A 13825-nucleotide genomic window follows, 5' to 3' on the forward strand; every position below is an offset into this window, starting at 1 on the left:
TTCCCGGAGGAAGAGACCTGATGTTCAAGCGGATGCTCAGCGCCTTCGGCGTCGGCGGACCCTCCGTCGACACCGTCCTGGACTCACCGCACGCCACGCCCGGCCAGGTGATCACCGGCCAGGTCCGCATCCAGGGCGGCAGCGCCGACGCCCACATCGACCAGATCGTGCTGTCCCTCGTCACGCGCGTCGAGGTCGAGCACGGCGACCACGAGTTCGGCGGTGTCTCGGAGTTCCTGCGCCTGTCGGTGGCACAGGCCGTGCGGGTGGCCGCCGGGCAGCCGGTGTCGGTGCCGTTCCAGCTCCCGCTGCCGTGGGAGACCCCGATCACCGCCGTGGGCGGGCAGCCGCTGCCCGGCATGACCGTCGGCGTGCGCACGGAACTGGTGATCTCCGGCGCGCCCGACAAGGGCGACCTGGACCCGGTCCTGGTCGGCCCGCTGCCCTCGCAGGACCGCGTGCTCGACGCGTTCGGGCAGCTGGGGTTCCAGTTCCGCTCCGTGGACGTGGAAGCCGGCCGCATCGCCGGCGTGCACCAGGAACTCGGCTTCTACCAGGAGATCGAGTTCTTCCCGCCGGGCCAGTACGCGGGTCGGATCAACCAGGTCGAGTTGACGTTCGTCACCAACCCGCACGAACTGGTCGTGGTGCTGGAGGCGGACAAGCGCGGCGGGCTGTTCAGCTCCGGCGGCGACGCGTTCGGCCGTTTCCACGTGTCCCACCAGGACGCGCTGAACACCGACTGGGCCTCGGCGATCAACCAGTGGCTGGCCCAGGTCGCCGAACGCGGCGGCCACGCGGCCTATGGCAATCCGGCCTTCGGCGGCCAGCCCGCGTACGGCCAGCACCAGTACGGGCACCAGCCCGGCTACGGCCAGCACGGGTACGACCACCACGACCACCACCGGGGTTCCGGCGTCGGTGGCGTTGTGGCGGGCGCGGCGGCCGGCGTCGTCGGCGGCATGATCCTCGGCGAGGTCGTCGAAGAGGTCTTCGAGGACGACGGCGGCGGCGAGGACTTCGCCTTCGAGGAGTGAGCCCCCGCGAACAGCTCGGCTGACACCTCCCGGATCGGCGCGGCGGACGTCCACAACCCCACCGTCCGCCGCGCTTCCCCGCCGGGCCACGCCCGTTGCCGCGTTGAATGACCCACGATCCGCACCGGACGGCGCGATCCGCGGGGTTCAACCGCCTGTGCCCCGTCGGAGGCGGCACATCGACCCCGCGTCCCACGATCTCTCGGCGGCGTTACGCTCCGCGCAGTCGCGCGACGCCAGTACGGAGAGGGGCACGGCATGGTCGAGCGGTCTGAGGGTGTGCCGGACGAGATCGACCTGACCCGGCCCAGTGCCGCGCGGGTCTACGACTACTACCTCGGTGGCGCGCACAACTTCGCCGTCGACCGGGAGATGGCCGAGCGGGCCGTGGCGATGTGGCCGGACCTGCCGTTGATCATGCAGGCCAACCGGGCGTTCCTGCGGCGGGCGGTGCGGTACTGCGTGGCCGCGGGGGTGCGGCAGTTCCTCGACCTCGGCTCGGGCATCCCCACGGTCGGCAACGTGCACGAGGTGGCCCGCAACGCCGCTCCGGACGCCCGTGTGGTCTACGTCGACATGGACCCGGTCGCGGTGACGCACAGCCGGATGATCCTCGGCGACGACCCGCTGACCAGAGTCGTCCAGGCCGACCTGCGCCGCCCGGACCTGCTGCTGGACCGGCCCGAGGTGCGGTCGCTGCTGGACTTCGACCAGCCGGTCGCGGTGATGATGGTCGCGGTGCTGCACTTCGTGCCCGACACCGACGAGCCCGCGAAGGTCCTCGCCGGCTACCGGGACGCCATGGCGCCCGGCAGCTTCTTGGTGCTCTCGCACGCCACCCACGAAGGGCGTCCGGACAAGGCCGACGAGCACCGGGAGCTGTACCGACGCACCGCCACCCCGATGACGATGCGGTCCAAGGCCGAGGTGCGCGGTCTGCTAGACGGGTTCGACGTGGTCGATCCCGGTGTGGTGTACCTGCCGCTGTGGCGGCCGGAGTCGCTGGACGAGGTCGACGAGCACCCGGAGCGGTTCACCGGTCTTGCGGCGGTGGCGCGCAGGCGGTGACGTGCAGGCGGTGACGTGCAGGCGGTGACGTGCCGCCGGTCGGGCTGGCGGCACGTCGCGCGCGGTCAGGGTCGTAGGCGGACGACCTGCGGGTCGTGGTCGGTGGGGCGGGTGGCGAACTCGCTGTTGGCGTGGATGACGTCGAACTCGTAGCCGGTGGCGACGAGCGCGGGTGAGAGGAGCAGGTGGTCGAGGATCTGGGAGTTGCCGTCGTAGACGTAGCTGTACCGGTCGGTGTCGGGTAGTTCGGCGGGGAGGTCGCGCAGGCCGGCGGCGGTCAGTTCGCCGAGCGCGGTGGAGAACTCGAAGTCGTTGAGGTCGCCGGCGACGACGACGCGGGCGTTGGGGTCGATGGCGGTGATGGCGCGGTGGAAGTCGGCGACGGTGCGGGCCTGCTGGGTGCGTTGGGTTTCGCTGGGGTAGCGGGGCGGTTGGTGGCGGCCGAACAGGGGGTCGTCGCCGCCTTTGGAGTTGAAGTGGTTGGCGATGACGAACAGAGGTTTGCCGTCGACGTGGAACTTGCCGATCAGCGGTTTGCGGCTGTTGTCGAACGCGGTGTTGTTCGGGTCGATGCGGCCGGGGTTGAGGGTGAGGGCGACGCGGTCGCCGGTCACGCCGCTGTCGTGGGCCTGGACGGCGGTGGTGGCGTCGCCGTGGGTGCCCGGGGCGAAGGAGACCCGGTCGGTGCGGAACAGGAAGCCGACCCGGATGTTGCCGTTGGGTTCGCCGCCGTCGGCGTTGTTCACCGGGTCGATCTGCCGGTAGTCGTAGGCGGGGCCGCCGGCGGCGCTGATCGCGGCGATCAGCTTGGCCCAGGTCTGGCTGGCGGAGGTGGTGCCGGTGTCGGGGCCGTTGTCGTCCTGGACCTCTTGCAGGGCGACGATCCCGGGCGCGGCGAGGTTGGTGACGATCTGCCGGGCGAGGGCGTCGAAGGTGGCTTGCGGGTCCTTGGCGTCGAGGTTGTGCACGTTCATGGTGGCCACGGCGAGTTGGCCGGAGGCGGGTGCGGTGGTGCTCTCCGGGGCGAGGGAGCCGGAGACCCGGGACAGCGGTGCGGTGAGCTGGAGCTTGAAGTTGCCGAAGCTGTAGTCCAGGACGCCGACCGCCGGGGCGGAGAAGTGGTCGCCGGTGTCGACGGTCGGGGTGGTGCCGGGGGTGACGGCGTTGTCGAGCAGGACGCGTTCGGGGTTGGCGTCGCCCTGCCGCAGGACGATGCCGCCGCGCGCGGTGCGCACCGACGCGGTGGCGCCGTCGTCGCCGAGCACGGCGATCTCGCCGTAGGCGTTGGTGGGTGCGACGGCGACCGGCTTGTCCAGTTGGACGCGCATCCCTTCCAGGGACTCGTAGAAGTCGATGCCGTCGGTGGCGGCGTCGAACGTGCCGGAGGTCTCGACGCTGCCGGTGGCGTCGTCGTCGATGACCGCGGCCGGTGGGACGCGACCGGCGGAGCCGATCACGGTGGCGGTGGGCACGGGCTTGGTGCCGAGCTTGGTGATGCGGGGTGAGGTGATCTCGGTGGTGGTGAGGTTCGCGGTGCTGCTGCCGCCGGGGCGGTATTCGGTGACCTTGCCCCGGACGGAGATCTCCTCGCCCACCTTCACGGTCGGGGCGCTGGAGGTGTAGACGAACAAGCCTTCGGAGGTGGCGGGGTTGGTGTCCGGGCACGGGTCCTGGAACCGGAACCCGGTGGTCGCGACGGCGGTGACGACACCGCGGACGTCGGTGACCGAGGCGCCGGAGAGCGGGGAGAGGTGGGCCGCGCCCTGGATCTGGCGGATGCGGGTGGAGGGGTAGGCGCAGGTGTCGGCCGAGGCGGTGGGCGCGACCACGACGCCTGCGGTGGTGGCGAGCAGGGCGGTGAGGATCACCGTGGTGGAGCGGTTCACCGGGCACTCCTGGAATGGGCGGGATTCGAGGAAGAGCGGTGTGGCGTCACAGCGACGTGCGGAACGGTCCGGTGACCTCGTAGGTGATGCCGCCGCTGCTGGAGCCGCTGGTGCCGCGCTGGGAGGAGAAGTACAGGCGGTTGCCGGCGGGATTGAACGCGACGCCGCACAGCTCGGAGGAGCTTTGGTTGGTGACGCGCAGGAAGGGGGCGACAATGTCGTCCGGGGTGATGATGCAGATCTCCATGTTGCCGCCGTCCTCGGCGACGTAAAGGTCGCCGACAGTGGCCCCGGTGATGTTGTCGACGCCGGTCAGCGGCGGGTTGCTGGTCAGGTTGTCGTCGTAGGCGATGGCGATCGTGTTGTTGACCGCGTTGTAGGCCCAGACGCGGTTGTCGCCCTTGGTGGTGAAGAAGCAGGTTCCGTTGCGGTAGTAGGCGCCTTCGCCGCCGTTGAACACCTTCGCGCCGGAGACCTGCTTGCGGGTGCGGGTCGGGCTGCCGTCCGGGTCGGGCACGTTGGCCCAGGACAGCACGCCGCTGACCTCCTTGAGCACCTGCAACGTTCCGGACGACAGGTCGCCCCAGGTGGTGGGGACGAACCGGTAGAAGCAGCCGTCGGACTCGTCCTCGGTCAGGTAGATCACCTTCCGGTCCGGGTCGCACGCGGCGGCCTCGTGCTTGAACCGGCCCATCGCGGCCCGGCGGACCGCGGCCTGGCCGCCGAACGGGTAGGTCTCGTAGACGTAGCCGAGGTCGACCTCCTCGCAGGACAGCCAGGTGTTCCACGGGGTGTCGCCGCCGGCGCAGTTGCGGTTGGTGCCGGTCAGGATGCTGTACGCGCCGGTGATGCCGCCGCTGGAGTTGAACCGGATCGCGCTCGCGCCACCCGCGCCGCTGCCCATCTCGGCGTTGGACACGTAGATCCAGCCGGTGCCGTCGGCGAAGCACGCACCGCCGTCCGGGGCGCTGTGCCAGGTGAAGCTCGTGCCCGGCACGGTCTGGGTGGAGCGGGCGATCACCCGGCTGGTGAACCCGGACGGCAGTTGGATGCCGTTGGCGTCGGCGGTCTGGAGGCTGCCGTAGGGGCTGGGGCCGGTCTGTGCCGGGTAGGCCAGGGCCTCGCTCCACAGCGTGAAGCCGAAGGCCATCGAACCGCCGCCGGCGACGGCGGCGCGCAGGAAGGTACGACGTTCCACGACTGCTCCTTCCCGTCGAGGGAGTGGTCCGCGGCGGAACCGGCGTTGCTCCACTCGACGTGTCGGGACAGGGAAGCGGGCGGAGGTGAACTCCGGGCGGGGCCGTTCGTGAACCAATCCCCAACAGATGCCCAACCGTGGTGGCCGGGATGACGCGAAATTCCTTCAAGGACAGGAATTTTCCCCGGTTGACACGCATTCGCCACTGATAGTCCACTGTGGACAGGTGTGCGCCGGGTGGCCCCCACCGGGTTGGTGGGGGCCACCGTCGTGCGAGGAGCGTGTCAGCCGGAGGTCACAGGTCGAGCGTCCAGCTGTCGATGTAGCCGGTGTCGTAGCTGTAGACGTCGCGCACCTGGAGCTTCCAGGAGCCGGCGGCGGTCTCGGCGGACAGGTTCACCGTGTAGGTGGCGTCCACGTTGTCCGCCGAGTCGCTGGAGGAGGAGTTCTTCAGCCGGTACGCCGAGCCGTCCGGCGCGAGCAGGTCGATCACCAGGTCGCCGCGGTAGGTGTGCTTGATGTGCACCTCGACCGTGGCCGTGGAGCCGGCGTAGCCCGTGCAGTCGGCGATGGAGATCGTGCTGGTGGCGGTGCCCCCGTCGGGGATGGCCACGTCGGTGCCGTTGGTCACGGCCGCGCACCCGCTGGGCGGCGGCGTGGTGCCGCCCCCGGTCACCCGCAGCAGCTTGTTCGGCGAACCGGTGCCCGGGCTGGTGACCACGCCCGAGGTCGCGGCGTTGACCAGCGCGTCGCGGACCTGCTGCGGGGTGGCGGAGGTGTTGGCGGCCAGGTAGACCGCCGCCGCGCCCGCCACGTGCGGCGAGGCCATCGACGTGCCGCTGATGGTGTTGGTGGCCGTGTCGCTGGTGTGCCAGGCGGAGGTGATGCTCGAACCCGGCGCGAAGATGTCCAGGCAGGTGCCGTAGTTCGAGTACGAGGCGCGGGCGTCGCTGCTCGTGGTCGCGCCGACCGTGATCGCCTCGGCCGTGCGCGCCGGTGAGTAGTTGCACGCGTCGGCGTTGCTGTTGCCCGCCGCGACGGCGTAGGTCACGCCCGACGCGATCGACCTGCGCACCGCATCGTCCACAGTGGAGGATGCGCCTCCGCCGAGGCTCATGTTGGCCACGGCGGGCTTGACGGCGTTCGCGGTGACCCAGTCCACGCCCGCGATGACACCGGCGTAGCTGCCGGAACCGGCGCAGTCGAGCACGCGGACGCCGATCAGCTTGACCTTCTTGGCCACGCCGTACGCGGTGCCGCCGGTCGTGCCGGCGACGTGCGTGCCGTGGCCGTTGCAGTCGGTGGCGTCGTTGTCGTTGTCCACCGTGTCCCGGCCGTGCACCGCACGACCGCCGAAGTCGGTGTGCGTGACCCGGATGCCCGTGTCGATGATGTAGGCGTTCACCCCCGAGCCCTCGTTCGGGTAGGTGTAGGAGTTGTCCAGCGGCAGCGCGGCCTGGTCGATCCGGTCCAGACCCCATGACGGGACGGGGGACTGCGTGCCCGAGATCGAGACCACGCCGTCCTGCTCGACGTAGGCCACCGCCGGGTCGGCCGCGATCCTGCGCGCCTGCGCCTCGCTCATGGTGGCGGAGAAGCCGCGCAGCGCGTGGCTGTAGGTGTGCTTGACCTTCGCGTCGTACTTGTTGCTCAAGGCGGCCACACCGGCGGTGCTCGCGTCCTTGAGCACCACGATGTAGCTATCCTTGATCGCGTTGCTCGCCCCTTGGCCGCGGATGTCGCCCTCGGCCGCGGCGGCGGCGCCGAGCGTGGTCGTCGCCGCGGACACGGCGAAGACCGTCCCGGTGGCCAACCCTATGCGGGTCAGCCGCTTCTTCCAGGTTTCGCGAACGTTTCGCATGGCAGGGATCTCCTATCGCAGGGACGCGCCCGCACCGGCGTCGCGGCTGACGCCGGGTCGTGCGCGCTACGACTGTTGATAGTTGTCCGCGCACGCACGCCGCAATCCCTGATCGTGAAAGGGAGTCCCGCGGCTTCTCCACAGAATTGCCGGAGGTGTCAAAAGAATCGGTACAGCACCGAGGACACGGCCCCGGTCCACCCGAAACGACCAGCGCCGAGTGTTGACGGCAGGGCGTTACCCGCGGGTAGCATCCTGGTCACCGCCCTGCAACCGGATCCGGTCCGCCCGCGTTCGACCCCGCCTCGTACGTCGGAAGGTCCGCCTGTGAAGTCACTCCGCCAGCGGTGCGCGCTTGCCGCCGCCGTAACCGTCGCCGTGCTGGCGCCCGCCCCCGCCGGGGCGGCCTCCGGCTTCACCCCGTCCAGCAACCCGATCCTGTTCGTCCACGGCTGGAACTCCAGCGCCTCGGCCTGGAACACCATGATCGACCGCTTCAAGGCCGACGGCTGGCCGGCCGGCCACCTGCGCGCCTTCTCCTACGACACCAGCAAGTCCAACGCCACCACGGCCGACCTCGTCAACCAGGAAGCCGATCGGCTGCGCGCCGAAACCGGCGCTAGCCAGGTCGACGTGATCACCCACTCGATGGGCGGGCTGTCGTCCCGCTACTACCTCAAGAACCTCGGTGGCACCGGGGAGGTCGACCGCTGGGTGTCCCTCGGCGGCCCCAACCACGGCACGACGACGGCGAACAGCTGCTTCCAGACCTCGTGCGTGGAGATGCGGATCGGCTCGGACTTCCTGAACGCGCTCAACTCCGGTGACGAGACACCGGGCAGCCCCGGCTACGGCACCTGGTGGTCGCCCTGCGACACCGTCATCGACCCGCAGGACAGCACCGTGCTGTCCGGGGCCCAGAACACCAAGACGGCGTGCATCAGCCACAGCGCGCTGCTGACCGACGCCAAGGTATACGCGCAGACACGCGACTTCGTCAACGCCTGACCCCAAGGGCGGCCGTCTCCCTCGGCAGGGACGGCCGCCCATCGCGTGTCCACAAAGGACCGCCCGTTGATGTCGCCTGATCGGCGCAGTGCGATGGTGTACCGACTGGTGCGACGATCGGGGTCCCTGCAACCCGCCGCCCTGTAGGAGCGTCATGCCACGCGTCTTCGGCACGTCCTTGTTCGCTGCCCTCCTGGTCTCCGCCGTCCTCCCTGCCCCGGCCGGCGCCGACACACCGACGAACGCCTACATCGTCCTGCTCGCCGACGGCGTCCACGCCTCGTCCGTGTCCTCGGTGGCCGCCGACCACGGCACCACCGTCCACCACGTCTACGACAGCGCCGTGCGCGGCTACTCGGGCCGCATGACCGCCGCCGCCGCGGCCCGCCTGGCCCGCGACCCGCGCGTCGCCCTCGTCCAACCGGACGGTGTCGCGACCACCGCCGCGCAGACCATGCCCACCGGCATCGACCGCGTGGACGCCGAACTCAGCCCCACCGCCCGCATCGACGGCGGTGACCAGCGCGTCTCCGTGGACGTCGCCGTCATCGACACCGGCGTCGACCTCGACCACCCCGACCTCAACGTCTACACCGCCGGAGCCAAGAACTGCTCCACCGGCAGGACCGCCGACGACGGCAACGGCCACGGCACCCACGTCGCCGGCACGATCGGCGCGCTGGACAACGGAGACGGCGTCGTCGGTGTCGCGCCGGGCGCGCGCATCTGGCCGGTGCGCGTGCTCAGCAACAGCGGCAGCGGCTCGTGGTCGGACGTCATCTGCGGCATCGACTACGTCACCGCGCACGCCGCCGAGATCGAGGTCGCGAACATGAGCCTGGGCGGGTCCGGCACCGACAGCGCCTGCGGCACCAACAAGGATGCCATGCACGAAGCGATCTGCCGCTCCGTCGCCGCCGGTGTCACCTACGTCGTGGCCGCCGGCAACAGCGCCGCCGATTCGTCGACCTTCGTGCCCGCCGCCTACGACGAGGTGATCACGGTCAGCGCCCTGGCCGACTTCAACGGCCAACCCGGCGGCGGCGCCGCGGCCACCTGCCGGTCCGATGTGGACGACACCTTCGCCGACTTCTCCAACTACGGAGCCGATGTCGACCTGATCGCGCTCGGCGTGTGCATCCTGTCCACTTGGAAGGGTGGCGGCTACGACACGATCTCCGGCACCTCGATGGCCAGCCCGCACGTCGCCGGCGGCGCGGCCCTCTACAAGGCCACGCACCCCAGCGCCTCGCCCGGCACCGTGAAGTCCGCCCTCCAGGCGGCCGGCACCAGCCAGTGGAACACCGCGACCGACCCGGACTCCACGCACGAACCGCTGCTCAACGTCGCCACCTTCTGATCCGGAAGGGCCAAGAGCCGGCAGACCGCCCCCACCGCCGTCGGGGCGGTCTGCCACCAGTTCGAAGCCCACGTCGCCGGGCGACTTCGCCGACCGGCACGCCCGCGGGTCAGTCGGGCCCGGCTGCCGACGTGGGAACCGGGAGGTTGGTCCGAGGGCGGCGCCCCTGTAGGCCGCCCTCGGGTTCCATCCCTCCGGTCCCAGGAGCGGTGACCGGTACTCAGGTGGTCGGATGCGATGCGCTGTCGGTTCCCGGGATGGTCGCGCCGCCGGGGCGGTAGCCGCGCAGCCTCATGCTGTTGGTGACGACCAGGACCGACGACAGCGACATGGCGGCGCCGGCGATGAGGGGGTTGAGCAGGCCGAGAGCCGCCAGGGGGATCGCGGCGGTGTTGTAGGCGAAGGCCCAGGCGAGGTTGCCGCGGATGGTGGCCAGGGTGCGGTTGGCCAGTTCGACGGCGTCGGGCACGGCGTCGAGGTCCTCGCGGACGAGGATCACGTCGGCGGCGTGCGCGGCGACGTCGCTGCCGCGGGCGATGGCCATGCCCAGGTCGGCGGTGGCCAGCGCCGGGCCGTCGTTGACGCCGTCGCCGACCATCGCGACGCGGTGACCCCGGGCGCGCAGGTCCTCGACGGCGGCGACCTTGTCGGCGGGGCGCACGTCGGCCACCACGTCGGTGATGCCGACCTCGGTGGCGACGGCATGGGCGACGGCGCGCGTGTCCCCGGTGAGCAGGACGGTGCGCAAACCGAGCTTGTGCAGTCGTGCGACGGCGGTCGCGGCGGAGGGCCGCACGGTGTCGCGGACGCCGATCGCGCCCACGACGACGCCGGCTCGGGCGACGAGCACGGCGGTCACGGGGCCGAGGTCGGCCTGCCAGTGGTGCGCGGCGGGCGGGACGGTGATGCCGAGGTCGGTCATCAGGCGCGCGGAGCCCACCACCACCTCGACGCCGTCGACCACCCCGCGCGCTCCGCCGCCGACCACGGCGTGGAAGTCGTCGGCGGGAGGCACATCGGGCGCGGCGGTCACGATGGCCCGCGCGACGGGGTGTTCGGACGCCGACTCGACGGCCGCGGCCCACCGCAGCACGTCCTGCTCGGTGCCGTCGAACGCCGTGGTGGACACGACGGTCATGCGGCCGGTGGTGATCGTTCCGGTCTTGTCGAACACCACGGTGTCCACCGCCCGCGTGGCCTCCAGCGCTTCGGGACCCTTGACCAGCACCCCCAGGGACGCCGCGCGGGCGACGCCGACCATCAGCGCCGTGGGCGTGGCCAGCCCTAGGGCGCACGGGCAGGCGATGATCAGCACGGCCACGGCGGCGGTGAACGCGGACCGGGTGTCGTGGCCGGTGGCCAGCCACCCCGCCAGGGTCAGCGCGGCCAGTACGAGCACGACGGGCACGAACACCCCGCACACCCGGTCGACCAGCCGCTGCACGGCGGCCTTGCGCTGGGCGGCCTGCTCGGCCAACGCGCTCATCTGCGCGAGCTGGGTGTGCGCGCCGACCTGCGTGGCGCGCACCACGAGACGGCCGGTGAGGTTGACCGTGCCGCCCACGACGCGGTCGCCGGGGCGGATGTCGTGCGGCACGGGCTCGCCGGTGATGGTGGCGGTGTCGACCGCGGAGGCGCCCTCGGTGACGACGCCGTCGGCGGGCAGCGCGTCACCGGGCCGGACCACGAACAGGTCGCCGACCCGCAGCGTCGCGGCGGGCACGAGGTGTTCGACGCCGTCGCGCAGGACGCGGGCGTCCTTGGCGGCGAGGTCGGCCAGCGCGGTGAGCATCCCGACGGCGTTGCGGCGTGACCGGGTCTCGAAGTAGCGGCCCGCCAGCAGGAACGTGGTGACGCCCGCGGCGACGTCGAGGTAGACCGCGTCCGCGCCCTCGGCGGTGACGCCGAACCCCAGCCAATAGCCCGGCGCGGAGGAGCCGAGGACCAGGGCCCACACGGCCCAGCCGAACGAGGCCAGCACGCCCAGCGAGACCAGGGTGTCCATGCTGGTCGAGCCGTGCCGGAGGTTGCGCAGCGCGGCCCGGTGGAACGGCCACGCCGAGTACGCCACGACGGGCAGCGCCAGCAGCGCGCACAGCGCTTGCCAGCCGGGGAAGCGCAGCGCGGGCACCAGGGCCAGGCTGATCGACAGGTTGCCCAGCGGGATCGCGAGCACCGCGGCGACCACGAGGCGCCGCCGCAGGTCGGCGACCGCCGCCGAGTGGTCCCACTCGGCGCGGTCGCGGACCTCGGCGTCGTAGCCCGCCTTGCGGACGGCCGCGATCACGTCCTGCGCGTCCACGTCGGGTCCGATGTGGACGGTGGCGCGCTCGGTGGCGTAGTTGACCGAAGCCCGCACGCCGTCGAGCTTGTTGAGCTTGCGCTCGATGCGCGACGCGCACGCCGCGCACGTCATGCCGGACACGGCCAGTTCCACCGGCTCGGTCGCCGTTGTCGTCATCTTGTCGTTCCCCGCAGGTCGGTTCGGTCGCTCAGGTCGGCGAGCATGGCGTTGTAGGCGGCCAGGCGGTCGTCATCGACGCGGTCGAGGCGGGCGGCCTCGCGGCGGTCGGCGGCGGCCCACTGCCGCAGCAGCGCGATCACCACGACCAGCATCGGCACCTCGCCCGCCGCCCAGGCGATGCCGCCACCGAGCCGCTGGTCGGTGAGCAGGTCGGGCAACCAGGTCAGCGAGACGTGGCGGTAGAACGTCTCGGCGATCACGGTCTGGGTGTTCATCAGGATCACGCCGAAGAAGGCGTGGAACGGCATCACCGCGAACAGCAGCCCGAGCCGGGCCAGGTGCGGCAGCGGGCGCGGCGGCCGGTCCACCCCGATCACCAGCCAGTAGAACACGTACCCGGACACCAGGAAGTGCAGGTTCATCACCTGGTGCGCCCAGTGGTAGCGCATCGCCTCGCCGAACAGCCCCGAGAAGTACAGGACGTAGAAGGAGGCGACGAAGACGATCGCGGCGACCGCCGGGTGCGCGACGATCCCGGCGGCGCGGCTGTGCACCAGGGCCACGACCCACTCCCGCGGACCGCGCGGCAGGGTGCGCAGGGCGAGGGTGACGGGTCCGCCGAGCACCAGCAGCACGGGCGCGAGCATGTTCAACGCCATGTGCGCCACCATGTGCACGCTGAACATCCCGGCCGCGTACCGGCCGACACCCGACGACGTCACGACCAGCACCACGGCGCACCCCGCGAGCCACGCCACGGTCCGGCCGACCGGCCACGTGTCACCACGCCGCCGCAAGGTGCGCACACCCGACGCATAGGCCAACGCCGCCAGCACCGCGCCCAACCCGAACACGAGGTCCGGCCGCCAGCCCCACAGCAGTTCCGACCAGGAAGGCGGCGACGGGAGTTCGTAACCCAGCACCGTTTCCTGGACCGATGCCCGGTCGGCGAGCCACGCCGGTGGCACGAGGTGGGTCAAGCCGACCGACGCGCCCACGCCGACCCCGAGCGCCACCAGTTCGGTTCCGAACGGCCACCGCGTGCCGAACCGCCGGCACAAGGGCACCACCGCGCACACCGCGAGCTTGACCAGCAGCAGGAACCCGTACCCGGACGCCAAGCCGCCCAGGAGCACACCGGTGATCGCACCGCTGACCACCAACACCACCAGGCACGTCGTGGTCAGCAGGCGGTAGCGCCGCAGCACGCGGTCCCGGTGCGCAGCGGTGGGCCGGCGCAGGAAACCGCGCAACGCCACCAACGCGCCGACCCACACCGCCGCGGCCGGCACGTGCCAGACCATCGCGTTGGTCGCCACGTCGTGCCCGGCGCCGACGGACACGTGGCCGAACACCACCGGGGGCAGCAGCCCCACCACCGCGACGGCCGACCACAGCACCGCGACCCGCCACGTCAACGTCGCCCGGGCGCCGACGGCGACCACGGTGGCGGCGACCACCACCGCCAGCCACGCCTTGGGCTCTTCGGTGGCCGACACCAGCTCGACCAGGTTCGCCCACACCACCGCGGGCCGCTGCCCGGAGGCGTCCCCCGCCGACAGCGGCGCCGCGCACACCGCCGCCACCGCCCAGGCCATCGCCGCCACCGCCGCCAGGCGCACCGCCGCGTACGCGTCGGCGGTCAACCGGCCGTCCCGCCCCGAGGGCACCACCAGCACCGCGAACGCCAGCGCGCCCACCGCCACCGACCCGGCGCCGTCGGCGACCAGCCGCACGAGGCCGAACACCAGCGACGCCACCCGGCCCGGGTCGGTGTCACCCAACGGTTCGTGGACATCACCCGCCGCCAACACCGTCGCCACGACGCACGCCACGGCGGCGGCGAGCGCCGGCGCGGCGGCCCTGTCACCCTTCACGTGAGTCCGAGTCGGATCGAACCGGCGCGCGGTTCCCGGATGTCATCGGGCTAACGCTCGGCCGCG

Annotated in this window: 9 protein-coding genes; 4 read left to right on the forward strand and 5 right to left on the reverse strand. The window is 71.7% G+C overall.

The window, feature by feature from the left end; translation table 11 throughout:
* The first annotated feature begins 20 nt into the window (after window positions 1–20).
* Both RIN75_RS15190 and RIN75_RS15195 read left to right on the forward strand, forming a co-directional pair.
* Window positions 21–1037: a sporulation protein gene (locus RIN75_RS15190; RefSeq protein ID WP_309112553.1), complete on the forward strand. Its 1017-nt coding sequence runs from the start codon at window positions 21–23 to the stop codon at window positions 1035–1037.
* Window positions 1038–1295: 258 nt separating this feature from the next.
* A complete protein-coding gene (locus RIN75_RS15195; protein WP_309112554.1) occupies window positions 1296–2105 on the forward strand; it encodes an SAM-dependent methyltransferase in 810 nt (269 codons plus the stop codon).
* A 65-nt stretch (window positions 2106–2170) separates the two neighbouring features.
* On the opposite strand, the gene RIN75_RS15200 is transcribed toward RIN75_RS15195, so the two are convergent.
* The 3 genes from RIN75_RS15200 to RIN75_RS15210 all read right to left on the reverse strand — a co-directional run bounded on the left by RIN75_RS15200 (window position 2171) and on the right by RIN75_RS15210 (window position 7050).
* Window positions 2171–3991 carry an endonuclease/exonuclease/phosphatase family protein gene (locus RIN75_RS15200; protein ID WP_309112555.1) on the reverse strand — a complete coding sequence of 607 codons (1821 nt, stop codon included), beginning with the start codon at window positions 3989–3991 and terminating at the stop codon, window positions 2171–2173.
* 46 nt (window positions 3992–4037) lie between these two features.
* Window positions 4038–5189 carry an alkaline phosphatase PhoX gene (locus RIN75_RS15205; RefSeq protein ID WP_309112556.1) on the reverse strand — a complete coding sequence of 384 codons (1152 nt, stop codon included), beginning with the start codon at window positions 5187–5189 and terminating at the stop codon, window positions 4038–4040.
* 295 nt (window positions 5190–5484) lie between these two features.
* Window positions 5485–7050: a S8 family serine peptidase gene (locus RIN75_RS15210; RefSeq protein ID WP_309112557.1), complete on the reverse strand. Its 1566-nt coding sequence runs from the start codon at window positions 7048–7050 to the stop codon at window positions 5485–5487.
* Window positions 7051–7377: 327 nt separating this feature from the next.
* Here RIN75_RS15210 and RIN75_RS15215 point away from each other — a divergent pair, with 327 nt between their 5' ends.
* On the forward strand, window positions 7378–8058 hold the full coding sequence (locus RIN75_RS15215; RefSeq protein WP_309112558.1) for a triacylglycerol lipase: 681 nt from the start codon (window positions 7378–7380) through the stop codon (window positions 8056–8058).
* A gap of 154 nt (window positions 8059–8212) precedes the next feature.
* Window positions 8213–9418: a S8 family peptidase gene (locus RIN75_RS15220; RefSeq protein WP_309112559.1), complete on the forward strand. Its 1206-nt coding sequence runs from the start codon at window positions 8213–8215 to the stop codon at window positions 9416–9418.
* Window positions 9419–9638: 220 nt separating this feature from the next.
* On the opposite strand, the gene RIN75_RS15225 is transcribed toward RIN75_RS15220, so the two are convergent.
* Together RIN75_RS15225 and RIN75_RS15230 are read right to left on the reverse strand one after the other, a co-directional pair.
* On the reverse strand, window positions 9639–11879 hold the full coding sequence (locus tag RIN75_RS15225; protein WP_309112560.1) for a heavy metal translocating P-type ATPase: 2241 nt from the start codon (window positions 11877–11879) through the stop codon (window positions 9639–9641).
* Window positions 11876–13759, reverse strand: a complete 1884-nt coding sequence (locus RIN75_RS15230; RefSeq protein ID WP_309112561.1) for a cytochrome c oxidase assembly protein — start codon at window positions 13757–13759, stop codon at window positions 11876–11878. Before RIN75_RS15230 ends, RIN75_RS15225 begins: the two co-directional genes overlap by 4 nt.
* Window positions 13760–13825 lie beyond the last annotated feature (66 nt).

It is taken from the genome of Saccharothrix sp. (assembly GCF_031180885.1).
GTDB lineage: Bacteria > Actinomycetota > Actinomycetes > Mycobacteriales > Pseudonocardiaceae > Actinosynnema.